The 23,407-nt window shown below is 42.1% G+C and carries 25 protein-coding genes, 1 rRNA gene and 1 riboswitch; of the genes, 24 read left to right on the forward strand and 2 right to left on the reverse strand.

Going from position 1 to position 23,407, the window contains the following annotated elements; translation table 11 throughout:
* Window positions 1-834: 834 nt before the first annotated feature.
* The 6 genes from rrf (at window position 835) to AC1TO9_RS23400 (ending at window position 6,182) form a co-directional block, all read left to right on the forward strand.
* Window positions 835-951, forward strand: a 5S ribosomal RNA gene (rrf, locus tag AC1TO9_RS23375).
* Between the two features lie 185 nt (window positions 952-1,136).
* A complete protein-coding gene (locus tag AC1TO9_RS23380; RefSeq protein ID WP_482060664.1) occupies window positions 1,137-2,003 on the forward strand; it encodes a sugar phosphate isomerase/epimerase family protein in 867 nt (288 codons plus the stop codon).
* A 17-nt stretch (window positions 2,004-2,020) separates the two neighbouring features.
* On the forward strand, window positions 2,021-3,199 hold the full coding sequence (locus tag AC1TO9_RS23385) for a Gfo/Idh/MocA family protein (protein ID WP_482060665.1): 1,179 nt from the start codon (window positions 2,021-2,023) through the stop codon (window positions 3,197-3,199).
* A gap of 121 nt (window positions 3,200-3,320) precedes the next feature.
* Window positions 3,321-4,397, forward strand: a complete 1,077-nt coding sequence (locus tag AC1TO9_RS23390) for a Gfo/Idh/MocA family protein (protein ID WP_482060666.1) — start codon at window positions 3,321-3,323, stop codon at window positions 4,395-4,397.
* Window positions 4,398-4,689: 292 nt separating this feature from the next.
* A complete protein-coding gene (locus tag AC1TO9_RS23395; protein WP_482060667.1) occupies window positions 4,690-5,577 on the forward strand; it encodes an AraC family transcriptional regulator in 888 nt (295 codons plus the stop codon).
* 188 nt (window positions 5,578-5,765) lie between these two features.
* Window positions 5,766-6,182, forward strand: a complete 417-nt coding sequence (locus AC1TO9_RS23400) for a hypothetical protein (RefSeq protein WP_482060668.1) — start codon at window positions 5,766-5,768, stop codon at window positions 6,180-6,182.
* Window positions 6,183-6,356: 174 nt separating this feature from the next.
* Here AC1TO9_RS23400 and AC1TO9_RS23405 read toward each other — a convergent pair whose 3' ends face one another.
* Window positions 6,357-6,881 (reverse strand): hypothetical protein, encoded by a 525-nt coding sequence (locus AC1TO9_RS23405; protein ID WP_482060669.1) that lies wholly within the window; start codon window positions 6,879-6,881, stop codon window positions 6,357-6,359.
* Window positions 6,882-7,129: 248 nt separating this feature from the next.
* Between AC1TO9_RS23405 and AC1TO9_RS23410 the strand changes: the two genes are divergently transcribed.
* The 10 genes from AC1TO9_RS23410 (at window position 7,130) to rsmI (ending at window position 14,803) form a co-directional block, all read left to right on the forward strand.
* Window positions 7,130-7,321 (forward strand): sigma factor G inhibitor Gin, encoded by a 192-nt coding sequence (locus AC1TO9_RS23410; protein ID WP_482060670.1) that lies wholly within the window; start codon window positions 7,130-7,132, stop codon window positions 7,319-7,321.
* 180 nt (window positions 7,322-7,501) lie between these two features.
* The gene (locus AC1TO9_RS23415; protein ID WP_482060671.1) at window positions 7,502-9,133 is read left to right on the forward strand and encodes an aminotransferase class I/II-fold pyridoxal phosphate-dependent enzyme; all 1,632 of its coding nucleotides are present in this window, start codon (window positions 7,502-7,504) and stop codon (window positions 9,131-9,133) included.
* Entirely contained in the window at window positions 9,130-9,798 is a 669-nt protein-coding gene (gene tmk / locus AC1TO9_RS23420; protein ID WP_482060672.1) for a dTMP kinase, read from the forward strand. The genes AC1TO9_RS23415 and tmk overlap by 4 nt, the downstream gene beginning before the upstream one ends.
* Window positions 9,799-9,874: 76 nt before the next feature.
* Window positions 9,875-10,204 carry a cyclic-di-AMP receptor gene (locus tag AC1TO9_RS23425; RefSeq protein ID WP_438348331.1) on the forward strand — a complete coding sequence of 110 codons (330 nt, stop codon included), beginning with the start codon at window positions 9,875-9,877 and terminating at the stop codon, window positions 10,202-10,204.
* Window positions 10,205-10,282: 78 nt separating this feature from the next.
* Window positions 10,283-10,726 (forward strand): YaaR family protein, encoded by a 444-nt coding sequence (locus tag AC1TO9_RS23430; RefSeq protein ID WP_482057721.1) that lies wholly within the window; start codon window positions 10,283-10,285, stop codon window positions 10,724-10,726.
* A 57-nt stretch (window positions 10,727-10,783) separates the two neighbouring features.
* A complete protein-coding gene (gene holB, locus AC1TO9_RS23435) occupies window positions 10,784-11,755 on the forward strand; it encodes a DNA polymerase III subunit delta' (RefSeq protein ID WP_482057720.1) in 972 nt (323 codons plus the stop codon).
* A gap of 50 nt (window positions 11,756-11,805) precedes the next feature.
* A complete protein-coding gene (locus AC1TO9_RS23440) occupies window positions 11,806-12,606 on the forward strand; it encodes a PSP1 domain-containing protein (RefSeq protein ID WP_482057719.1) in 801 nt (266 codons plus the stop codon).
* Between the two features lie 31 nt (window positions 12,607-12,637).
* Window positions 12,638-12,994 (forward strand): DNA replication initiation control protein YabA, encoded by a 357-nt coding sequence (gene yabA, locus AC1TO9_RS23445; RefSeq protein ID WP_482057718.1) that lies wholly within the window; start codon window positions 12,638-12,640, stop codon window positions 12,992-12,994.
* Between the two features lie 166 nt (window positions 12,995-13,160).
* Window positions 13,161-13,922: a tRNA1(Val) (adenine(37)-N6)-methyltransferase gene (locus AC1TO9_RS23450; RefSeq protein WP_482057717.1), complete on the forward strand. Its 762-nt coding sequence runs from the start codon at window positions 13,161-13,163 to the stop codon at window positions 13,920-13,922.
* Entirely contained in the window at window positions 13,919-14,803 is an 885-nt protein-coding gene (rsmI, locus tag AC1TO9_RS23455; RefSeq protein ID WP_482057716.1) for a 16S rRNA (cytidine(1402)-2'-O)-methyltransferase, read from the forward strand. The genes AC1TO9_RS23450 and rsmI overlap by 4 nt, the downstream gene beginning before the upstream one ends.
* Window positions 14,804-15,083: 280 nt before the next feature.
* Here the strand turns inward: rsmI and AC1TO9_RS23460 are convergent, their stop codons facing one another.
* Complete coding sequence (locus AC1TO9_RS23460) at window positions 15,084-15,338, reverse strand: AbrB/MazE/SpoVT family DNA-binding domain-containing protein (protein ID WP_438348324.1); 255 nt, start codon at window positions 15,336-15,338, stop codon at window positions 15,084-15,086.
* Between the two features lie 288 nt (window positions 15,339-15,626).
* Between AC1TO9_RS23460 and AC1TO9_RS23465 the strand changes: the two genes are divergently transcribed.
* The 8 genes from AC1TO9_RS23465 (at window position 15,627) to AC1TO9_RS23500 (ending at window position 23,085) form a co-directional block, all read left to right on the forward strand.
* A complete protein-coding gene (locus tag AC1TO9_RS23465) occupies window positions 15,627-16,913 on the forward strand; it encodes an HD domain-containing protein (RefSeq protein WP_482057715.1) in 1,287 nt (428 codons plus the stop codon).
* Between the two features lie 168 nt (window positions 16,914-17,081).
* The gene (locus AC1TO9_RS23470) at window positions 17,082-17,852 is read left to right on the forward strand and encodes a TatD family hydrolase (RefSeq protein ID WP_482057714.1); all 771 of its coding nucleotides are present in this window, start codon (window positions 17,082-17,084) and stop codon (window positions 17,850-17,852) included.
* Window positions 17,853-18,053: 201 nt separating this feature from the next.
* Window positions 18,054-18,266: riboswitch (cyclic di-AMP (ydaO/yuaA leader) on the forward strand.
* A gap of 269 nt (window positions 18,267-18,535) precedes the next feature.
* Window positions 18,536-19,693 (forward strand): ubiquitin-like domain-containing protein, encoded by a 1,158-nt coding sequence (locus AC1TO9_RS23475; protein ID WP_482057713.1) that lies wholly within the window; start codon window positions 18,536-18,538, stop codon window positions 19,691-19,693.
* Window positions 19,694-19,815: 122 nt separating this feature from the next.
* Entirely contained in the window at window positions 19,816-20,373 is a 558-nt protein-coding gene (gene rnmV, locus AC1TO9_RS23480; RefSeq protein ID WP_482057712.1) for a ribonuclease M5, read from the forward strand.
* Complete coding sequence (gene rsmA, locus AC1TO9_RS23485) at window positions 20,366-21,250, forward strand: 16S rRNA (adenine(1518)-N(6)/adenine(1519)-N(6))-dimethyltransferase RsmA (protein ID WP_482060673.1); 885 nt, start codon at window positions 20,366-20,368, stop codon at window positions 21,248-21,250. Before rnmV ends, rsmA begins: the two co-directional genes overlap by 8 nt.
* A 101-nt stretch (window positions 21,251-21,351) precedes the next feature.
* Window positions 21,352-22,248: a sporulation peptidase YabG gene (yabG, locus tag AC1TO9_RS23490; protein ID WP_482057710.1), complete on the forward strand. Its 897-nt coding sequence runs from the start codon at window positions 21,352-21,354 to the stop codon at window positions 22,246-22,248.
* 189 nt (window positions 22,249-22,437) lie between these two features.
* Window positions 22,438-22,713 carry a biofilm formation stimulator Veg gene (gene veg, locus AC1TO9_RS23495; RefSeq protein WP_438348317.1) on the forward strand — a complete coding sequence of 92 codons (276 nt, stop codon included), beginning with the start codon at window positions 22,438-22,440 and terminating at the stop codon, window positions 22,711-22,713.
* Window positions 22,714-22,902: 189 nt separating this feature from the next.
* Window positions 22,903-23,085 (forward strand): protein sspF, encoded by a 183-nt coding sequence (locus tag AC1TO9_RS23500; RefSeq protein ID WP_482057709.1) that lies wholly within the window; start codon window positions 22,903-22,905, stop codon window positions 23,083-23,085.
* Window positions 23,086-23,407 lie beyond the last annotated feature (322 nt).

Below are 23,407 nucleotides of genomic sequence, written 5' to 3' on the forward strand. Positions count from 1 at the left end.
CTCCAGCGCCGATGGTACTTGGACCGCAGGGTCCTGGGAGAGTAGGACGTCGCCAAGCATAAGAACCACTGTTGATTTCGATCAACGGTGGTTTTTCTTTTGTGTTTAAAGCTGTATAAGTATTAAGGAGTTCTATCCACCACTTCACCCAGCGTACTTTAACCACCAACCACCAACCACCAACCACCAACCATCAACCATCAACCATCAACCATCAACTTCCCATTTGTCCCGCGCACCATCCAGTACCACTCACCAACTCCAATCATCAGTACCTCCTGATGCAGTAGTTGCACATAGTACAGTTAAATTCAGCTAAATTGCTTCTGACGCCAATCTAGTTGCAAATCTACACTTAATTACTTGAAAATCACCACTTATCCGCAAATCGCAACATTTAACTGTCCTTTCTGCAACTAAAACTCACTATAGCTACTTTTCCTTCAAACTAACTGCCCTTTCTACAACTAATTATTTATTTAATTTTCTACAGCGGCTCAAGGCTTCATTTTTCTGCGCTTCGACCACTGCTACCCAATTCCTCAGCTACCCAACGACTGCACCTCAGCCCACAATCCATCAACTCGCTCCAACCGCTAGACTTCATTCCCAACACTTCCCCTAACTCACCATGCAGTTGCACAAACTACAACTAAATTCGGCTAAATTGCTTTAGGTTCTGATCTAGTTGTAAATCTACACTTAATTACTTGAAAATCATTACTTATTTGCGAATTGCAACATTTAACTACGCTTACTGCAACTAAAACTCACTATAGCTACTTTTCCTTCAAACTAACTGTCCTTTCTACAACTAATTATCTATTCGTTGGCTTTGGTGGCGATAGCGGAGGGGTTCCACACGTACCCATCCCGAACAGGACCGTTAAGCCCTCCAGCGCCGATGGTACTTGGACCGCAGGGTCCTGGGAGAGTAGGACGTCGCCAAGCATAAGAACCACTGTTGATTTATATCAATGGTGGTTTTTCTTTGCGTTTTTAGAGGAATGTTTATATGAGAATGGTGTATGAAGCGAATACTTTAACTGTGAGTGATCTCTTTCTCCATAGGACGATATTGTGTCAGTATTCGTGCTACACTTAATATAAATAGATAGCTAGAGGAGATGAAATAAGTGAAATTATCAGTATTTACTGTATCTGTACCTGATTTGACCCCGCGTGAGTTGGGTGCCATAGCATCTGCTACAGGAATTGAGGGAATAGAATGGCGTTTCAAAGGGATTCCTGATGATGCATTAGAAGAAGCACCATCCTTTTGGCGGCATAATCGTTGTTCTATTGATCCTGAAAGATGGGAGGAGGATACTTCTGAATGCGTAGATGTGGCGTCGGCCTATCATTTAAAATCAATTGCTCTAGTTCCTTATTTAAATGATTTAGATCTCCAGGCAACAGAGAAGGCCTTCCAAGCTGCTTCACGCTTAGGTGCTTCGTTGGTTCGAGTTGGTGTTCCTAGTTATGATCGAAGTACTCCTTATGGTGATTTATATAGTTCAGCAACACGTTATCTTTCTCAAGTGCAGGAATATGCACAGCAATATGATGTAAAAGCAATGATTGAGACACATCACGTAACGATCGCACCTAGTGCAAGTCTAGCTCATCGATTGGTACAATCATTCGATCCTACACATATAGGTGTACTGTATGATCCAGGTAATATGGTGTATGAAGGATTTGAGAATTATAGGATGGGTCTTGAGCTGTTAGGTCCCTATTTGGCTCATGTACATATTAAGAATGCGCTCTGGGCACCAGTGAAAGGGAATGAACCTATTCGACCTGGTGAGGCTAATTGGGAAGGCGTATGGACCCAAATTGATAAGGGAATTGTTCCATGGCTTGAGGTAATGAAAGATTTACATTCTGTCGGCTATGAAGGGTATGTAGGTATTGAAGATTTCAGTGGAACGTATGAATCGAAACAGATGCTGGAACATGCAGCAGATCTATTCAGAGACCTTAAAAGTAAATTGTAGCCAAAGGGGAGAGTCAGTTGGATAAAGTAAGGGTAGGAATTATCGGAATTGGGAATATGGGTACTGTGCATGCTCGTACTCTGGCATCAGGTTCTATTCCAAATGCTATTTTGACAGCTGTATGTGATGTGTTGGAGTCGGCAGAGGAATGGAGTAAGGAGCATTTACCAGATTCAGTACTCTGCTTCCGTGATGCTGGAGAAATGATGGACTCAGGTACGATCGATGCTGTCATTGTCGCTACCCCTCATTACAATCACTCTGAGCAAGCCATTGAGGCGTTTAAGCGTGGACTTCATGTGCTCATTGAAAAGCCTGCTGGAGTATATACGAAGCAAGTACGAGAGATGAATGAAGCTGCTGCAAAGAGTGGTAAAGTATTCGCGATCATGTACAATCAACGTACAAATCCACTATATCAGAAGTTAAAAGATCTAATCTCTTCAGGTGAGCTGGGTGAAGTTCGTCGGACGAATTGGATTATCACAAATTGGTATCGCTCTCAAAGTTACTATGATTCAGGTGGATGGCGGGCTACTTGGAGTGGTGAGGGTGGAGGTGTTCTGATTAATCAAGACCCCCATCAGCTTGATTTATGGCAATGGACAATCGGTATGATGCCTGTTAGAGTACGAGCATTTTGTTCTTTTGGAAAGTATAGAAAGATAGAGGTTGAAGATGACGTAACAGCATATGTTGAGTATGCTAATGGAGCTACGGGCGTCTTTGTAACGACGACAGGCGAAGCACCAGGTACGAATCGCTTAGAGATTACAGGTGATCGTGGCAAGATTGTTATTGAGGATGGTCAATTGACATTCTGGCGTCTAAGGGAATCGGAGAAAGAGTTCAATGAAAGGTATACAGGTGGCTTCGGAGAGCCTGAATGCTGGAAGTGTGATATTCCTATTACAGGCAAGGAGTCAGGACATCCTGGTATTATTACGAATTGGATCGAAAGTATTACTGAGGGTACCCCGCTATTAGCTCCTGGTGAGGAAGGTATAAAAGGATTAACGCTGTCTAATGCGATGTACTTATCCACATGGATGGATGATTGGGTTACATTACCGATCGATGAGGAATTATTTCTAGAGAAACTTCAGGAAAAGATTAATTCATCCACTGTGGATAAAAATAAAGAATCTGTTACGAACAAGCCGCCTGTGGATATCTCTAATACGTTTGGGAGTTAGGTCCTTTAGATAGCGTACCATTGAACAGTACCTAGTTAAAATAGGTGTAGTATAAAGATAAGTACTTCCAAAAGATCGTATGAACGATATTTGCGAAAAGAGTAAAAGGGGAGAAGAAAATATGGCATCTCAGGATGGAATGTTCTATGCACCGAAGAGTCAGAAGCCAAAGGCAGTATGTGGACCTGGTGAGTTTATTATAAGTGCTGTTGCTTTGGATCATGGACATATTTACGGGATGTGTCATGGACTTATTGAAGCTGGCGCAACTCTGAAATGGGTCTATGACCCCGATGAGAGTAAGGTGAAGGCATTTTGTAATGTATTTCCGGATGTGAAAGTCGCCGTATCCGAATCACAAGTACTAGAAGATGAAGAAGTAAGGTTAGTTGCTAGTGCAGCGATTCCTTCTGAACGTGGAGCGTTGGGCGTTCGTGTCATGGGGCATGGCAAAGATTACTTTACAGATAAGGCCCCATTTACGACGTTAGCACAGTTAGAGGCAGCTAAGGCTCAGGTTGGGAAGACTGGATGTAAGTATATGGTCTATTATAGCGAACGATTGCATGTTGAAAGCGCTGTGTATGCTAGTCAGTTGATTAAGGATGGAGCCATTGGTAGAGTCATTCAAGTGATGGGCACCGGGCCACATCGTTTAAATGCAAAGTCTCGTCCGGACTGGTTCTTCAATCATGATCAATATGGTGGCATTCTATGTGATATTGGTAGCCATCAGATTGAGCAGTTTCTATCTTTTGCTTCATGTAAGAATGCGAAGGTGTCTCACAGCCGAATTGGAAATTATAATCATCCAGAGTATCCAGAACTGGAGGATTTCGGTGATGCGATGCTTGTTGGCGATAATGGTGCCGCGAATTATTTCCGCGTTGATTGGTTCACACCTGATGGTCTTGGAACGTGGGGGGATGGACGTACGACCATTCTCGGAACGGATGGATACATTGAATTGAGAAAGTATACAGACATAGCTCGGGATTCACAAGGGGATCAGGTATATCTGGTTAATCATGAAGGCGAGTATCGATTTGGTGTTCACGGTCAGGTTGGTTTCCCATTCTTCGGGGAGTTAATCAAGGACTGTATAGCACGGACAGAGTATGCCATGACGCAAGCTCATGCCTTTAAGGCAGCGGAACTATGTTTAATTGCCCAAAGAGATGCTGTGACATTGGTATAAGAGGAAGTTCATAAACCCATCTTTTAATCACGGAATATATTAGGAATCTGACTCGACATTGAAAATTGAGCATCCAATTGATTATTAATAAGGAAGACCTAACGAACGCTGTAAGTAGATAAATCTGCTTACAGCGTTTTTAAGTGAATATAAGTGGTTCAACCTTGGAATCAAATCAAGAGATTAGAGGGCAACCCTGATCGTAAGGACAATCCGTCATCGCAGCGATATCTTCTTGAAATGACTCCATGATAGAATAGAGTTAATTTGAAGAGATAGGAGGTGGTTGTTCATGTCATATTCCTCTCAAATGGGGCATCCCTTTAGTTTTAGTCATCGTTCTGAGAAACCTCTTGAAGATTCAGATGATAGAGAAGGATTTCATTCACATACATGCTATGAAGTGTATTATTTCCATGAGGGGCAGTGTACGTACCTTATTGGGGATCGAGTCTACGTACTTGATCCAGGTGATTTAATATTAATGCATGGAATGACATTACATAAGCCTAACCCTGCCCCAGACATACCTTACATCCGAACGATCATTCACTTCGAACCATCTATGTTAGGTAAATATTTACAGGATGCTATGGCAACTCAATTGATTCTGCCCTTTGAGGAACTCCGTAACTGTCGAATCTCATTATCTGAATCAGAAAGGCAAGAATTTGAGTCGTTACTCTCTCAGATGGATTCCCTGAATCGTATGCAGGCTGGATACGGTATGGAAAGATTTATTTTACGACTATGCGATCTATTATATATGGTTGCTAATTTATGCCGAACTAAAGTGATGGAAGGTAAATTACGTTCCGATAAAGAGAAACATGTACAGCATATTCTAACTTATATCGAAGAGCATTATATGCATGAGATGGAAATGGGTGAAATCTCCCAAGGGTTACATTTGAATAAGCATTATTTGGCAACTCTATTTAAAGATATGACAGGTACTACAATCTTTAAATACTTGTCAGATCGGCGAATTAATCAAGCTAGATTATTGTTCTGGCTAAACCCAGAACGTTCGGTTACGGAGGTAAGTAAACAATCCGGGTTTAAGCACTTACCCCATTTTAGTCGTATATTTAAGCAGACTGTTGGTTGCACACCAGAAATGTATCGGGGGAAAATGAAGGAAAGACAGCTCGGTTATGAAGGGAATGTAACTAGCTAGGCTGGAAGTCTTATGAGATAAAGGTTGGAAAAAATGTAACAGTTCTGTAACCGTTGGTTATAGTCTTCCAAGTATAATAATAAAGTATAATTAAGAACTATTATAATTTGTATCCATTGGGGATAGCATCTACAGAGCGGAATACGATACTTTCGCGTGGATCGCGAATTGAAGTAAGGAGGACATTCATGCGTCTAAAAGCATGGCTGCACGCTCTCGTTCTGTTGTGTATAATAACAGTTTTTCTTTCAGGATGTGGGAGTACCAAGCCTTCTTGGACATCCTTTGAAGCTGCAGCAAATGAGAAGAGCTTTCCTGTACCTAAGGAAGCCAATCAGAGAGATCGTTCTACAATCAATTTAGAAATGAATGTGGCGAATTACTCTTTGCCAGGACTTAAGGAAGATGATCTGTTCCCAACAGCCTATTTAGAGGCGATTAGTGAGTGGGGATGGGTAGAGGAAGAGGAAGATCAGGAAGATGTAGTTCGTGTGTTTAAAAAGGATAATAAAGTAGTACAGGTTACTATACTTGATGATTATTTGGTGATTATGATGCCTAAAGTCAGTGATAAATCAACGGTGAGAAGTTTGGAAGTTAAATAGAAGAAGAGGACTCTTGATTTCATTCTTATCATTAAGAAAAGCACCCTATAGAATAGACGTTTTAAAAAGTCTATTCTATAGGGTGCTTTTTATTTCCGTTGAAGCGGGTGCCGCCTTTAAAAGGGAAGGGCAACCGCTTCTATTTGTTGAAATATGTACCCTAAGCAGGTGGACTCACTGTTTATAGTAGGAAATATCTTGAGGGTTAAATTTGATCATCCCATCTTTTCGCTGCCCAGATAGACTTATAATGGTATAAAGCCGAGGTAACAGAAACCATAGATGCCAGAATAGCATACCTATAGTAAACGAGAGGGGCGACCAAAAGGCGAGAATAGCAAATAGACATAAACCGATCCACATCGTGATTGAATTTATTTTACGAAATAGAGAGTAGCCAATGAATTGATTAGGCATGTATCCTAACCATGGGGATTTTCTGGAGAACGCCCATCGCTTGTGGTAACGGGACCCTACGATTAACAATGCCGAGCGTGAAATGACATATTGAATCCAAAGCACAATAGGAGCAGCTAATAAAAAATAAAAGATGCTAGTCCAAGAGACCAATATCATCACTAAGATGGCTACAATATAGGGAATGATCCAATAGATAATGTTCATTTTTTTTGAAAGTAAAATTTTTTTGATAAGTTTATATTGATAAAAAGTAGCGCTTGAGCCGAGTTCCTCTACCATATAGTACACTAACCCCCTTGAGATCATCTATAAGTAATATATCGGCTTTAATAGACTATTTGTAAAGATAAATTAAGGGATAGGCACCACCGCGGCTATATTGGAATACATATATAGGGGTACAGGTGATAACGTAGGTGCGAGTTCAAAAAGATGGCTTTTTGAATAACCTCTATAAAGTTCTATGAAACGGTTTAAAATAATAGAAACTAGTTCATACTGATAGGAAAAGGGACAAGGTGGGATGGATGATGGAGAATCATACCGAACACGTCTGTATTATTTGCGGGCAAGGCAAAGAGGAGGGGATATGTATCGTATCTCAATTCATTTGTGAATCTTGCGAATCGGAAATGGTGCATACGAATGCGGGGGAAGAAAAGTATCAATATTTTATTCATCAAATGAGAAGAATTAGCATGCAGGCCAACATTAGTTGATGTTCGAAAAACCAAGAGTGGCCTATGGCTACTCTTTTTTTGACCTACATTGGGAAGTTTATGAGATAATAGATGAGTACTAAGGATATGACGCTAGGAAGAGTAGGAATTTGCGCCACGTTTGAATTAAGATAAAATAGAGATAGAATACACATCACATGGGAAGGAATCGGATGATTCATGCCTATACAACGCGAGTTAAAACAGGTTCGGAATGGAATTCCAAATGCGGATGGTTTGAATAAGGCAAAGGCACCGATCTATGAGGCGTTGCTTGATTATAGAAAGAAGAAGGAAAGCTCCTTTCATGTTCCTGGTCATAAGAATGGCCAAGCCTACGCTTCCATCGGGGGAGCGGGAATGTTGTCAGAGGTGATGGAGATCGATGTAACAGAGATTACAGGAACCGATGATCTTCATCATCCTGAGGGTGTCATTCAAGAGGCCCAACAACTTGCGGCAGATTGTTTCGGTGCGGAGGAGAGTTATTTTCTTGTAGGGGGGAGCACGGTCGGAAATGTGGCTTTGATTCTCACCGTATGTACGACGCCTGGTGATATTCTACTAGTGCAACGGAATGTACATAAATCGGTGTTACATGGTCTAATGCTAGCCGGCGCGAATGCGGTATTCTTACAACCACAGATAGATCCAATCAGTGGGCTTGCGACAGCCCCCACGGTGGCAATTGTTGCCGCTACGCTAGCGGCTTATCCTCATGCCAAAGGCGTGTTACTTACGATGCCCAACTACTATGGTATGGGCATAGATATTACGCCAATAGCAGAGACTTGCCATCAATACGGTGTGCCGCTATTGGTGGATGAGGCCCATGGTGCGCATTATGGGCAGCATCCAAATCTGCCAGCAAGCGCTCTATCCTGCGGTGCAGATGGTGTAGTACAATCGACGCACAAGATGCTATCTGCTCTCACGATGGGCTCTATGCTACATGTGCAGGGCCCAAGGCTTGACCGTGCGTTGCTACGCCAGCGGCTAGCAATGGTCCAGAGCTCTAGCCCATCATACCCCGTGATGGCTTCGCTCGACCTGGCACGCCGCCAGCTCCACTTGGGCGGCGCGGCCACATTCACGGCGGGGCTCGCCGCCGTGAGTGCCTTCAAGCGCGGACTCGCGGAGCTCCCGCGCTTTACGCTGCTGCAACCGCTGCAGCAGCCGAAGTGTCCCGCCGACGCTGCCGCGGCGGGACATGATGCGCCGCCAGCTACGCTTATGGCGGGCGCATACGCCACTCAAGACCCCTTCAAAGCAGTCATTTATGACAGCACAGGGGCCTTGGGTGGGTACGAACTGCAGCGCCAGCTAGAAGCGCGCGGCTGCATTCCCGAGATGAGCGACGAACAGTACGTCGTCTTACTCTTCAGCTTGGGGTCCACTTTGGAGGACGCTAAGCACCTTTTAGGTGCCCTTCAGCATATATCTATATCAGGGGTAGATGCCTATGATAATCAACATAATGTGCATGTCATGAAGGATGGTGTCGAATTTTTCACGTGGAACATTATACAGGAATCTGTTTCGACAGTAGTCCCCTTTAGTCTGCAGCCTGTGTCTGCTGATGCTGTCGAGAGTATCCCTCTAGATCAGTGTGCAGGTAGAGTAGCGGCTGAGATGATTATTCCCTATCCACCAGGAATACCTATGTTATATTCGGGCGAGGTCATCACCGCACAATCGTATGAACGACTACTTGCTCTAGAAGCGGCGGGAGCCAAGTGTCATGCGGCGACAGATCCTGACTTGCACCACATTATGGTCTTCAAGAATGATAGAAAGCAGGAATATTCATGAATATTAGAGGTAAGTTTATAACCTTTGAGGGTGGAGAGGGATCTGGTAAAACAACCGTTCTTGGAAAGATAAGCTCCTACCTAGAAAGCCAGTCCATTCCCTACATCCTGACGCGGGAACCAGGCGGTATTGAAATATCCGAGAGGATTAGAGATGTTATTCTGGATACGCAACATACAGCGATGGATGCTCGGACAGAGGCATTATTATACGCTGCTGCTCGCCGCCAACATTTAGTGGAAAAGGTGAAACCAGCTCTAGAAGCAGGAAAAGTCGTTCTTTGCGACCGTTTCGTAGATAGCAGTCTTGCTTATCAAGGATACGCCAGAGGTTTAGGTATGGATGAAGTATGGAGTATTAATCAATTCGCGATTGATTCTCTCATGCCGGATATAACCTTTTACTTAGACGTTGATCCCGAGGTAGGTTTAGCACGTATAGCGGCAAGCAAGGAGCGGGAAGTGAACCGATTGGATCTAGAGAAGATGGAGTTTCATTATAAGGTACGAGAGGGCTATCACATTATTGCTAAGCAGAATCCCCACCGTATCATAACTATTGATGCGAAGCAGACACCAACGCAGGTTGTAAATGAACTGATTTATGAAATGGAAAAGGGTATTTTAAAGGAATTTACGGGTTCTTTGTCAAATAATATAGATTAAGAGATGAAAGAATAGGTTACTCCGCAAATCTTCAGTTTATGAGAAGAACTCTATTTATAATGAGGAGGAAATCAAGATGAAATTAATCATTGCGATCGTACAGGATAAAGACAGCAATAGACTGTCAGGAGAACTAGTTAAGGCTAACTTTCGTGCAACAAAACTAGCGAGCACAGGTGGATTCTTACGTGCAGGAAATACGACATTTATGATTGGAGTCGATGACGGACAAATCGATGCTGTCATGAGTGTCATTAATAAGAGCTGTAAGGTTCGTGAACAACTTGTCACTCCAGTGACTCCAATGAGTGGAACGACAGATTCGTATTTACCTCTTCCAGTAGAAGTTCAAGTGGGCGGGGCGACCGTGTTTGTGATGCCAGTAGACCGTTTTGAACATTTCTAAATAGAGGAAGTTGTGTATTTCACACAGAATACGTACCGTCAAGGGTAACGGGATCTATCATGAAGGCAGGCGATTCCATTGAAAGTAAATCCAGGTTTTAGGCCCTTTAAAAGCGAGGTGCCTATCACAGATGGGAACACAAAGATTGTTCAACAGAAGTCTTTCTCTGATGTTATTCAACAACAGGGCCAACATGCGTCACAGGAGGAACTTAGTCGACGGTTTAGAGAAATTCAGATGCAAGGAGATCGTCTAGCAAGATCGATGACGATTCGCGAGCTGAAGATATATCGATTGATGGTTAAGCGATTTTTAGAAGATACGGTTCGTCGCGGTGTCACCATGAAGGAAACAAGAGGTTGGGATCGACGTGGACGCGGGAAACGTTACAAATTAATAGATGAGTTGGATTCAGCTTTATTAGCGATGGCTGATGAATTGTTAGAGAGTGAAGAGGGTAAAATAGCTCTTCTGCAACAAATGGGAGAAATTCGTGGAATGCTGATCAATTTAAGTCTATGACTAAGGATAAGAGTATAGTGTGAAGACTATACTTCAGGAAAAGAGGATTTATGATTTATGTCTTTTAATGATATTGTAGGACAAGATGCGGCGCTACAAATGCTTCAGAATGGACTGCGTCGAGATGCTGTGAGTCATGCGTACCTGTTTACTGGACCAGCGGGATGTGGTCAGATGACAACGGCACGTGCCTTTGCCCAGACGATATTCTGTACGGAAAGTAAAGATAACGCCTGTGGAATTTGTCTGGAATGTCGTAAAGTTGAACATGGTAATCATCCAGATTTACACCTCATCATTCCTGATGGCGCATCTATCAAAATTGACCAGATCCGTGGATTACAGCGGGTCTTTTCCTATCGTTCGGAATCGAGAAATCCGAAAGTATATATTATTGACCAGGCCGATACGATGACCAATCAGGCGGCCAACAGCTTACTTAAGTTTCTAGAAGAACCACCTATTCCTGCTGTAGCCATTCTGATATCAGAGAATGTACAAGCATTGCTTCCAACCATTCAATCGAGGTCTCAGCGGGTTCCCTTTAGACCTGTAAGCCCGACAATGATGCTTGAGGTGCTTGTTCATGAAGGATATCCTTCATCATTAGTTCGTTGTGCAGTCCATTTATCTTCTGGCTTGGAAGGATGTAGGGAGCTCTTAGAGCAGAATTGGTTTGCAGAAATTAGAAACGTAGTGTTACAATTAGGAAAGGAGTCAATGAGTAGAGGAAGTACGTCTCTTATTACGGCGGGAACGAAACTCTTCAAATCAGGACTCTCAGAACATCTAGATATTCTTTTCAACTTGTTTCATTTGTGGTTCAAAGATATGCTGCATGTGCAATATGATAGGCATGAAAGTATCGTATTTATAGATCAGATAGAATTTTTGTCAACACATGCATCTTCACGAAGTCATGCGCAATGGGTCTCTTATATGGATCTGGCAGCGGAAGGGAAGAAGAAGCTGCGCTATAATGTGAATGGACAACTCTGTCTGGAACAATTCTTGATTGGTCTAGGTTGATGATCGTGGACCTCAGGATTATTATCTAGTAAGGGTAGGGGGGTTAGTCTTTGTACAGCGTAGTGGGTGTCCGGTTTAAAAAGGCCGGCAAAATCTATTATTTCGATCCATTGGACTTTCCTATTACAAAGGACCATCACGTGATCGTTGAGACAGCGCGAGGGATTGAGTACGGAAAGGTTGTTATTGGAAAGAAAGAGGTGGGCGAATCTGATGTGGTACTGCCACTGAAGAAAGTCATTCGTATCGCCAGTGATTCTGATGCAAGTATTGTTGAAGAGAATCAACAGGCAGCAAAGGATGCGTTTGCAACCTGTTTAAATAAAGTTCGGGAACATGAACTCAAGATGAAGCTTGTGGATGTAGAATTTACTTTTGATAGAAACAAAATTATATTTTATTTCACTGCTGAAGGAAGAGTGGATTTCCGGGAACTTGTTAAGGACTTGGCAAGTATCTTCAGAACTAGAATTGAGCTAAGACAAATTGGTGTTCGAGATGAAGCCAAAATGTTAGGGGGAATTGGTCCATGTGGACGAATTCTATGCTGTTCATCTTGGCTCGGTGATTTCGAACCCGTATCTATTAAGATGGCGAAGGATCAGCGATTATCGTTGAACCCAAGCAAAATTTCAGGGTTGTGTGGAAGACTCATGTGTTGCCTTAAGTTTGAGCATGATAACTATGAAAGCGTAAGAGAAGAATTACCTTCCATAGGTAAGATAGTTGTTACCTCATTAGGAGATGGTAAAGTAGTGGGGATTAATGCTGGCAGCCGAAGTGTTCACGTACAATTGTTCGAGATTGGCAAAGTTAAGGAACTTCCAATAGATGACGTTGTCATCAAGTAGACCATAATAGGTTACTGTTCGGGGTGGAAATATGGAGAAAAAGAATGTATTTCAGCGCATACAGGATATGGAAGGACAAGTGGATCATCTGCACAATGACTTAGGTGATTTGAAATCACTTGTTAAAGAGCTATTAGAAGAGAATAATCGACTAGCTTTAGAGAATGAGCGGCTTCGTATTATACTGAAACGAGAAGCTCAACTGAAGGAAGAAGGAGACATGTCTCCTATACCGCATCAGCATGTCGTACCAGAAGATGTGGTGGGAGAGGGATATGATAACCTTGCAAGATTATATCATGAAGGCTTCCATATTTGTAATGTCTATTATGGGCATTTGCGAACGGAAGGTGACTGTCTGTTCTGTCTTTCCTTTTTGAACAAATAACAATGTTGCGCCGTAGGGAATTTGCCTACGGTTTTTTTTGAAATATAGGAAAGTATAAGTTTTTATTGCTTTTATTTCCTATATTTTTGGACAAACGGCCCTTCCTCGCATAAGCGAAGAACGGCGAAGCCGTTTATTTTCAAATAACGATGTAAGGACTGGGTGTATGAGTATAAATAATGTTATCCTGCAAGAATCAGAAAGAGTTGATGATTTATTAACGCATAATTTACAGATTATTCAGAGCGATGAAGTATTCAGTTTCTCTATGGATGCCGTTTTATTAGCTCGATTTGCAAGTGTTCCTCCCAGAGGGCGAATATTAGACTTATGTACAGGAAATGGCGTTATTCCTATACTGTTAACGACTCGAAGCAAGGCTTCAATAGAAGGTATTGAAATACAACCCAGACTTGCCGATATGGCGCGTCGTAGCGTCCAACTGAACGGACTAGAAGACTCCATTGTGATTCGCGAAGGTGATTTACGTGATCTTTATAAAGAGACTGGACATGGTATCTATGATGCGATTACCGTCAATCCGCCTTATATGCCATTGAATGGTAGTGATATTAAGGTTAATTCACATCAAGCCATAGCACGTCACGAGATCCATTGTACATTAGAGGATGTATTGCAGGCATGTTCAAGGCTAGTACGTCCAGGTGGAAAGATTAGCATGGTTCATAAACCTCAACGCTTAGGTGACCTAATGAGCCTTATGCGGCAGTATCGTCTTGAACCGAAGCGAATTCGATTCGTTCATCCCCGTGTTAATGTAGAGGCTAACATGGTATTAATTGAAGCATTACGAGATGGAAAGCCAGAGGTGCGAATTCTACCTCCACTTATCGTGTATAACGAGCAGAATGAATATTGTCCTGAACTATTGGAAATTTACTATGGATCAAAAGAAGGTGAAGTATGAGTATAACGAAACAAAGTAGCTTTCAAGGAGAAACGTCACGTAGTAGCGGAGTGTTGTATCTTGTAGGAACACCCATTGGGAATTTAGAGGACATGACTTTTCGTGCAGTAAGAGTATTAAAGGAATGTGATATTATTGCAGCAGAAGATACACGTCAGACACGTAAATTATTGACTCACTTTGAAATCTTACCTCAGCTTTTATTTAGTTATCACGAACATAATAAGGCCGCAAGTGGGCCAGAATTAATTCGGTATATAATAGAAGGAAAAAATTTAGCATTGGTCAGTGATGCTGGTCTACCAGCCATTTCTGATCCTGGTTCAGAGCTTGTACAGTTAGCTATTGCTGAGGGAATTCCAGTAGTCCCCATTCCAGGTGCGAATGCTGCTTTATCAGCATTAATTGTGTCAGGTCTTCCAACAGAGCGGTTTACCTTTGCTGGGTTTCTACCTCGAGAGCGTAAGGATGTTCAGGTAGTACTATCTTCTGTGCAGTACGCACAAGGAACGTTATTATTCTACGAGTCACCACATCGGGTTATCAAGACGTTAGGATTCCTGCTAGAATTTCTAGGTGATCGCCGGATTGTGCTTGCACGTGAATTGACGAAAAGATATGAAGAAATGGTACGCGGCAGTATAGAGGAATGTCTAACATGGCTGGGTGAACACCCACCAATTGGAGAATATGTGTTAGTTGTGGAAGGGGCAAGTCAGGAAGAAGAGCAGAAGCGGAAGGATGCTTGGTGGCAGGAGTTGTCTTTGGAAGAGCATGTGACACGCTATGAGCGGGATGGAGAATCCCGGAAAGATGCGATGAAGAGAACTGCTACAGATCGCGGCGTATCGAAACGAGATATTTATAATGCCTTGTTATAATACGAGCTCAAAAAGTAAGCTCTTCAGCACCGAGAAGATTCGATGTCGAATAAGCCTCCTGCTATAACTTCGTGATCAAAAGATGACTTTTTGAACTACCTCTTGTAGAATAACTTGTTCAAGAATATAAGGAAGAACTGTCAGGTCATGAGCGACAGTCCTTCCTTATATAAAAAAGATGCCTCCCACAAGCTTTGAGACAAAGCTTAGGAAGACATTAAGGAGATATAATAAAGGTTTGAATTAACAATTTAATTATTCCTAGTATAACCTATTTTTCTTAGTTTGTCACAGGTGTTGGGATATCTGAGACACATTCATTACAAACTATTTTCCCTTTAAAGTAAATAACGTTGTCGGCGTTGCCACAGAAGATGCATGCCGGCTCATATTTCTTCAGAATAATTCGTTCACCATCAACGTAGATCTCTAGAGCGTCCTTCTCACCAATGCCTAATGTACGGCGTAATTCAATTGGAATGACAACCCGTCCCAGTTCATCGACTTTTCTTACAATTCCAGTAGATTTCATCATATTAAGTCTTGCCCCTCTCGAACGTGTGTTTAACAATGTCATGATTCGACATAGTTCCTACTTTTATGATATTAATAGTACCAAGCATTACCAGTTTAGTCAACATAAGATTAGAACTAAATTTCACAAATGATTAGAGAAATGTTGTCGTGTATGATGTTACATAACTTAATTATAAAAAATGAGTCTTAAATTAAATGGGTAGTTGACGCTAAAACATACGACTTTATTCGACATTAAACGACATTATTTAAGTATAAGTAGTATACCAAAGGAGTGGAAAACGATATGATGCAACCTTTAAATGAAGAAAAGGTATTTAAAGATCCAGTTCACAATTATATACATGTGCAGGATACAACCATTTGGAGATTGATCAATACAGCCGAGTTTCAGCGTTTACGTCGTATACGTCAATTAGGAACATCTTATCTAACGTTTCATGGAGCTGAACATAGCCGCTTCTCACATTCGCTAGGCGTATATGAAATTACAAGACAAATTATTTCATTATTTGAAAGAAATAATTATTCTGATTGGCCGAAGGAAGAGAAATTAGTCACACTTTGTGCTGCGCTACTTCATGATGTTGGGCATGGACCATTCTCCCATTCTATAGAAGAGGCATTTCATATGAATCACGAAGAATGGACAGTTCGGATTATTATGGGAGATACGCATATACATGATATCTTAAGTCAGGTTGAGCATGGATTTGCAGAAAAGGTTGCCTCTGTTATTGCAAAAACCTATCATAAACCTATCGTTGTCAATCTCGTATCCAGTGCACTTGATGCGGATCGCATGGATTATTTGTTACGTGACGCATACTATACTGGGGTAAATTACGGTACAATCGATGTCGATCGAATTATACGAATGTTAAGACCTCATCATGGGCGAATCGTTGTGAAAGAATCAGGAATGCATGCTGTTGAAGATTATCTTATGGCTAGATATCAAATGTATTGGCAAGTGTATTTCCATCCTGTGACACGTAGCTCAGAAATCATTCTGAGACTTATTTTTCTACGTGCTAAGGAGCTATACATTAGTGGATATTATTTTGAATTTATGATGAAGCCATTGGTTAGTTTATTTAAGGATGAAGTGAGTGTTGAGGAGTATTTAAAATTAGATGAGGCTCTTATCCAGACTGCATTTATGCAGTGGACCTCGGAAAAGGATCCCATACTTAGCGAGCTCTGTAGCCGCTTCATGCATCGCAGACTGTATAAATATGTAGAGTTGGAACCACTTGATAGAGATATGATTCATGAGATTCGCCAGCAGTTCTATCAAAGTGGACTGAATCCCCAATATGATCTAATTATTGATTCTCCAAGCGATCTTCCTTATGATGTATTTCACTCGGGTGATGAAGCTAGTCAGAAGCAAATTATATTACTAGATCGACAAGAAAAGCTAATGGAAATATCTGAAGTGTCGGATATTGTACGTTCCATAAGTGGTCTCCAACGCGGTAAGTTCCGCTTATATTACCCTGAACAGAAGATAGAGGCTGCATTATCGTCGTTTTCCCCTTCGGTTGCTCGTATTTTCAAAGATTATTGATGTTTTAAGTCAAAATCAGTACGTGTAGAAATAATTAAAAATGCAGAATATAGCGAAGTGGGACGGAATGGTCCTGTAGAAGCGTAAGCGTTCGCCTGCAAATGATACTTCGCGCCTAGCGAAGCCGCTTCCACTTGGAAATTGCAATTATAAAAGGAGATTATATATATGATGTTGTTCGACACACATACTCATCTAGACGCACCACAATTCGACGAAGATCGTGAAGAGGTTATTGCGCGCGCAGTTGAAGATGGTGTAGGGAAAATGGTTAATATTGGTTTTAATCGAGATACGATCCCTACAACGATGGAATTGGCTGAGAAATATGACTTTATTTATGCGGCAGTAGGTTGGCATCCAGTAGATGCGATCACGATGGAAGAGGGGGATTTGGAATGGATTGCATCCCTTTGTAAACATGAGAAAGTGGTAGCCATCGGTGAGATCGGATTGGACTATCATTGGGATACATCGCCTAAGGATATACAACAGCGGGTACTTCGCCAGCAAATTGGACTAGCCCGTGAATTAAAGATGCCGATTGTCATTCATAATCGCGATGCACATGAAGATATTGTTAGAATTCTACGCGAGGAAAAGGCAAGTGAAGTTGGGGGCATCATGCACTCCTACTCTGGTAGTTGGGAAACAGCTAAAGTATGCCTTGATATGGGATTTCATTTGTCATTTGGTGGTCCGATTACGTTCAAAAATGCCAAACAACCAAAAGAGGTGTTGGCGAAGGTACCAATGGATCGATTATTGATTGAAACAGACTCCCCTTATCTGACTCCGCATCCATTTAGAGGGAAGAGGAATGAGTCCGCACATGTGAGACTAGTAGCTGAGGCCGCTGCCCAGATTAAAGGTGTTGAAATCGAGGAAATTGCCCAAATAACCACTAAAAATGCCCTGTATTTATTTGGTATTTCGTGAAAGAGTGAGCAAACTAGCTGAAAGAGTGAGATCGGACGACTTAATCATGCCTTATTATCGTGTAAAGAGCGAATATTACAAAAATTTAACCATTTATTCAGAAATTTGTGGTTGATTGATGCTTTACAACATGCATCGAAACGCGATATCATCTTTTCAGTGATGTAAGCTGATCGTAATTGGACAGCTTATTATTTTCTTGAACCAGTCTCGCTAAATCTCCAGATGATCGGAGAACGGGGGAACCAATATGACCAATCCAGATTGTACTTGGTAAAGGTCATATATGACTTCTTTTATTGGGTCTTTGGGGTGAATTCAAGGGCAATCGCCATGAGCGGTTGACCTAAGATCGGGCATCTCTCTTTTGCCCAAACCCGACAGCTAACCCCGTAGGCGCTATGAAGAGAGGCAAACTCGTGCATGGATTTCCGTTATTTAGAAAATATCGGGCCGCCGCGAAGGAGTTCCTCTAACTCTTTCTTTAGGCTTCTTTTTTTTGAATAAAGACAATTTTGTCATCATACTCTTATTTATTAGGGGGTGACAATCATGACGAGCAGACCGGTACATGATGCAGGATAGATATTATTTTAGTATCCTGTACAAATTTTATTATAGTCGCGTCAATTACACATATGGTTTATTTTTCAGACGGCGAGGCTATGAAGGAGGATCGGAAAGTGGGCATTTTTAAAGAACAAACCCATGATTCATCATCATCCAGCATGACTTACGCAACACGTTGGAAGCATGAAAGTTTAAGTAAGATCTCAGTTGCGGCTATTGCTTTAATAGCGATTAGCCTGACCGTTCTATTGTTTGCCAGCATTCAAGAACGTAAACAAGTGTATTTAGTGATTGATGGACATGTAAGTGCTATAGAAACCCATCATGCTATGTTACAAGAAATGCTGAATGAACAAGCCATTATTCTCAGACCGGAAGATCAGGTGTCCGTATCGTTGAACAGCCCGCTTAAAGACGGCGATAAAGTTCATATTCAACGTGCTGTCGAGATTAATGTAACTGCTGATGGTCAGTCGGCTACTCGGTTCACTACACAAGGGACTGTAAAGGATGCTGTTAAGCAACTAGGCATTACTCTAGATGCACACGACAAAGTATTTCCTGATTTGAATACAAAGATCACAGATAAGTTGGACATCAAGGTTGTCCGGATAAACAAACAGATTGTTGAGCGTGTAGAAGAGATCCCTTTTCGAGTCATCAAGACTTCCGATCCAACGATTGTGAAAGGAAACGTCAAGGTGGTACAGAACGGACAGTCTGGGGCAATAGTCCAACAGATCGAGAAAATATATCAAGATGGGCAATTCGTAACGATGAGCCTGGTTGGCAAAGAAGTGAAGAGCCAAGTGCAGGATAAAATTGTTGCTGTAGGTACGAAGGTAGAGCCGCCGAAGCAAATCATTTTAGCATCTACGACAGCTACTAGTAACAAAGCAAAGGCTACGAATGTGAATAAAGAGAATAATCGAGCTAGCAAGGCTGGCGTTGATTTTAGTTATAAAAAGGTGCTTAAGAATGTAACTATGACTGCGTACTCTTCAGAAGAGCCAGGTATAGGAACTCGAACCGCATCAGGCACACGTGTAACGGAAGGTCGTACGATTGCGGTGGATACCAGTGTCATCCCTATGGGATGGTGGGTATATATCGAAGGTATTGGCTTCCGCCGTGCAGAAGATACAGGTGGTGCAATCAAAGGCAACAAGATCGATGTGTATTATGATTCAGTGAAGAATGCTCGTAATTTCGGTCGTAAGAAGGGTGGAACAATATATGTGATCGGGCCCGTTAAGCCTGAACTAAACTAAACTGTTTTACAACAGCTTTCTATTCCTATACTATTAAGGTCATAATGGAAGCCATACTAAAGAAGAGGATGAATCCTCTTCTTTTTGCTGTTGTGATACAGGCTCTGAAGGGAAGAATCGTTATGATCAAAGAAATCATTGTCGTGGAAGGTCGCGATGATACGACAGCAATTAAGAGGGCCGTAGAGGCGGATACGATCGAGACGGGTGGTTCTGCTATTAATGCACGTACGATCCAACGGATCGCATTAGCACAAGAGCGTAGAGGGGTTATTATATTCACTGACCCTGATCATGCAGGCGAAAGGATTCGTAAGATCATTTCTAACAAGGTGCCGGGATGTAAGCATGCGTTCATTCCCGAAGTAGATGCAACACGTAAAGGTGATATCGGGGTGGAGAATGCATCACCTGAAGCGATCCGCCACGCATTAGCTCGAGTACATACCTCTTATGAGGGTTCGCAGAGTATGATTGACATGGAGGATCTTATACAAGCAGGGCTAATGGTTCATCCTGATGCATCTGCCCGCAGAATGGAAATGGGTAATATACTAGGAATTGGGTATTGTAATGGGAAGCAGTTTCTGAAGCGTCTCGCTATATTTCAAATTACGCGTGATGAATTCGTTAGTGCCCTCGCCCAAATTGAAGAGGGAGGTCAAGGATCAAATGAATGACATCGATAGCATTGCAACACCCAAGCGAACGAAGGATATTATAAGACGGCATGGTTTCTCTTTTAAAAAGAGTCTAGGTCAGAACTTTCTAATTGATCAGAATATACTGGATAAAATTGTTGATGCAGCAGAGTTGGATGAAACGAAAGGGGCACTGGAGATTGGCCCAGGGATTGGGGCGCTCACAGAAAGGCTCGCACAGAATGCAGGTACAGTAACTGCGGTGGAAATTGATAAACGTCTTATTCCGATATTGAAAGAAGTGTTGGAGCCCTATCCGCATGTTCATGTTGAACAAGCAGATGTGCTTGATGTTGATTTAAAGGCATTATTTGAGTCGAATTTCAAAGATGTATCGAAGGTTAGTGTGGTCGCTAATCTGCCTTACTATGTGACAACGCCTATTCTGATGAAGTTACTGGAAGAGAAGCTTCCGTTAGAGCATATTGTGGTCATGATCCAGAAGGAAGTAGCAGCGCGCATGGCCGCATCCCCAGGAAGTAAGGACTACGGTAGTCTTAGTATTGCTGTTCAATACTATAGTGTGCCTGAGCTGGTCTGTATTGTACCAAATACCGTATTTATACCCCAGCCGAATGTAGATTCTGCCGTTATCCGACTCACGGTCCGAGAACAACCGCCAGTGGATGCACATGATGAAGCGCATTTCTTTGATCTTGTACGCTCCTCATTCACTCAACGGCGTAAGACGATCTCTAACAACCTCAAGAGTCGCTTTACGCTTCCTGAAGGACGTGAGCGGATCGATGCATTGTTAGTGCAAGCAGGTATTGAACCATCACGGCGTGGAGAGACACTTAGTCTGCAGGAATTTGCTACTCTTAGCAATATGCTTCTAGAAGCCGGCATTATGTGAGATATGGACTTTCAAAAGGAAGTTCGAGAGGGTTAATTATGCAAAAAAGATGAACCAATAGAGATCATCGCCCATATCATGGGGGTAGGGGTGATGTTCTGATGAATTTAGGCGACTTGGTTGTCCGCCGATCGTATGGTGGCGATATTGCGTTTCGTATCGAAGAATTACAACAAGACCACGCCATCCTGAAAGGTACGGAATTTAGACTATTGGCGGATTCCCCACTTAAGGATTTGGTGAAAGCAACATCAGTATTTGTAAGTGAAAAGGTCCAGGAAGCCGAGGAGAGAGCCAATGAGTCCTTATCTTCTTTTTCGCGTCAGCGAAAGGAGCAGTCATTACGTCATCAAGTTCAAATAAGTGGGGGTAGGGAACAATCGAAGGAAGCTTCCTACTTCGAAGTCCCTGGTAAAGTGCTTCATTTAGATGGAGATCCTAATTATTTGCAAAAGAGTCTTCGTGTCTATGAGCAACTACGTGTACCAGCGGAGGGCTATTATGTCAGGGAGTCAGGCATGGCTGAAGCCTTGTATCGATTGTTGCCACAAGTACAACCTGATATCGTAGTGATTACAGGTCATGATGGTGTGTTAAAGCACGGGTTAAATCGAGATCTCTACAGCTTGAGCAGCTACAAAAACTCACAAAATTTCGTATCCGCTATTCTAGCAGCGAGAAAGTACGATCGTCATTTGGATACTTTAACGATTGTTGCGGGTGCCTGCCAATCCCATTTCGAGGCATTGCTTCAGTCTGGAGCTAACTTTGCTAGTTCACCAGGTCGAATTCTTATTCATGCGCTTGATCCAGTATACGTAGCTGTCAAGGCGTCATTCACATCGATTAGAGAAACCATCAACATGAACGATGTATTAAGTAATACGATTAGCGGTAGTCAGGGTGTAGGTGGAATTGAGTCTCGTGGAAGCTATAGGATGGGCCTACCACGTCTTCATGATCTATCTACACTAAAAGTAACGCCATCTGCGATGTAATTTTATTAACCTTGAATCTGTTTCTTAGATTCGGGTTTCTACTTGTTTGATGCAATTTAGAAGGCGACAATACAGTTCCAAAAAAAAATCGTTGACAACATAAAAATACTATTGATATAATTATTGTTTTGATTTGACAACCTGCCAATTGTTCGTTATAATGGACAAGGAAAGAGGTGGTCGTTAGACATGGCTAAAAATGCACTGTTAGAGATCAAGCACAGTCTCGATGCTCATGTAGGTCAAAAAATTATGTTACGTGCCAATGGTGGACGCCGGAAGACTATTGAGCGAACTGGTGTTTTGGAAGAAACGTACCCTTCTGTATTTATTGTAAAGCTGGATCAAGAACAAGAAACTTTTAAACGTGTTTCATACAGTTATGCGGATATTCTTACTTCTTCAGTAGAAGTAACGATTTGCGAAGATAACATTGAAACTTTGCTTGAGTATATTAAAGTGTAAATAAATGTGTAACACCAACGACAGTCCTCCTAGTGAGGGCTGTTTTGGTTTTAAGGGAATTCAAAATTAAAGAAAGCTATGCTAAATTGTGGTCTGTTTACTCCGTTTAATGGATGGTGAATGAGAAGGGGTTCACTGAGTTATACTATCAGGGTCATTCATCCCCATTGCAGAGAAGGAGGACTATTAATGAGCCGTAGGAAGCGTAGTGTGATGTCAGAGGATCTCAAGAATGAGCTTGCTAAGGATTTAGGTTTCTATGATACCGTCCAGAAAGATGGATGGGGCGGAATTAGGGCGAAAGATGCAGGGAACATGGTTAAGCGAGCAATTGAGCTTGCAGAGAAGGCCGCAGCTAGAAATCCCGATTAATGTTAGAGGCAAGTAAATACGGCGATGCCGTCCTTTTTCAAAAGACTTATGCTTGTTTGTAGTTTAAGAAGGAGATCAGCCCTATGGGGTTGGTCTTTTTTTTCATTACCCTCATTGCATGATACTCTCGCTGTAGCAATGGAGATTTAAGATAGCAAGTGCGAGTAGCTGCAAAAAATGTAGTTGTTTCATGTAGAAAGATGAGGGTCTTTTTCTCGTAATAGCGGCTATACAGTTCGCGTTAACTACTTTGTCTCATCTTGGAAGGTATGATCATCATAAACTTATATGACTTGATTGAGACAGTTTGTTATAATGTGTG

The sequence above is a fragment of the Paenibacillus sp. Y916 genome (genome assembly GCF_056786435.1).

Bases quoted from the DNA above. Each gene is read 5' to 3' on its own strand.
- AC1TO9_RS23390 (WP_482060666.1), top strand. From the start codon at position 3,321: ATGGCATCTCAGGATGGAATGTTCTATGCACCGAAGAGTCAGAAGCCA.
- AC1TO9_RS23395 (WP_482060667.1), top strand. From the start codon at position 4,690: ATGTCATATTCCTCTCAAATGGGGCATCCCTTTAGTTTTAGTCATCGT.
- AC1TO9_RS23400 (WP_482060668.1), top strand. From the start codon at position 5,766: ATGCGTCTAAAAGCATGGCTGCACGCTCTCGTTCTGTTGTGTATAATA.
- AC1TO9_RS23405 (WP_482060669.1), bottom strand. From the start codon at position 6,881: ATGGTAGAGGAACTCGGCTCAAGCGCTACTTTTTATCAATATAAACTT.
- AC1TO9_RS23410 (WP_482060670.1), top strand. From the start codon at position 7,130: ATGATGGAGAATCATACCGAACACGTCTGTATTATTTGCGGGCAAGGC.
- AC1TO9_RS23415 (WP_482060671.1), top strand. From the start codon at position 7,502: ATGCCTATACAACGCGAGTTAAAACAGGTTCGGAATGGAATTCCAAAT.
- tmk (WP_482060672.1), top strand. From the start codon at position 9,130: ATGAATATTAGAGGTAAGTTTATAACCTTTGAGGGTGGAGAGGGATCT.
- AC1TO9_RS23425 (WP_438348331.1), top strand. From the start codon at position 9,875: ATGAAATTAATCATTGCGATCGTACAGGATAAAGACAGCAATAGACTG.
- holB (WP_482057720.1), top strand. From the start codon at position 10,784: ATGTCTTTTAATGATATTGTAGGACAAGATGCGGCGCTACAAATGCTT.
- yabA (WP_482057718.1), top strand. From the start codon at position 12,638: ATGGAGAAAAAGAATGTATTTCAGCGCATACAGGATATGGAAGGACAA.
- AC1TO9_RS23450 (WP_482057717.1), top strand. From the start codon at position 13,161: ATGAGTATAAATAATGTTATCCTGCAAGAATCAGAAAGAGTTGATGAT.
- rsmI (WP_482057716.1), top strand. From the start codon at position 13,919: ATGAGTATAACGAAACAAAGTAGCTTTCAAGGAGAAACGTCACGTAGT.
- AC1TO9_RS23460 (WP_438348324.1), bottom strand. From the start codon at position 15,338: ATGATGAAATCTACTGGAATTGTAAGAAAAGTCGATGAACTGGGACGG.
- AC1TO9_RS23465 (WP_482057715.1), top strand. From the start codon at position 15,627: ATGATGCAACCTTTAAATGAAGAAAAGGTATTTAAAGATCCAGTTCAC.
- AC1TO9_RS23470 (WP_482057714.1), top strand. From the start codon at position 17,082: ATGATGTTGTTCGACACACATACTCATCTAGACGCACCACAATTCGAC.
- rnmV (WP_482057712.1), top strand. From the start codon at position 19,816: ATGATCAAAGAAATCATTGTCGTGGAAGGTCGCGATGATACGACAGCA.
- rsmA (WP_482060673.1), top strand. From the start codon at position 20,366: ATGAATGACATCGATAGCATTGCAACACCCAAGCGAACGAAGGATATT.
- yabG (WP_482057710.1), top strand. From the start codon at position 21,352: ATGAATTTAGGCGACTTGGTTGTCCGCCGATCGTATGGTGGCGATATT.
- veg (WP_438348317.1), top strand. From the start codon at position 22,438: ATGGCTAAAAATGCACTGTTAGAGATCAAGCACAGTCTCGATGCTCAT.
- AC1TO9_RS23500 (WP_482057709.1), top strand. From the start codon at position 22,903: ATGAGCCGTAGGAAGCGTAGTGTGATGTCAGAGGATCTCAAGAATGAG.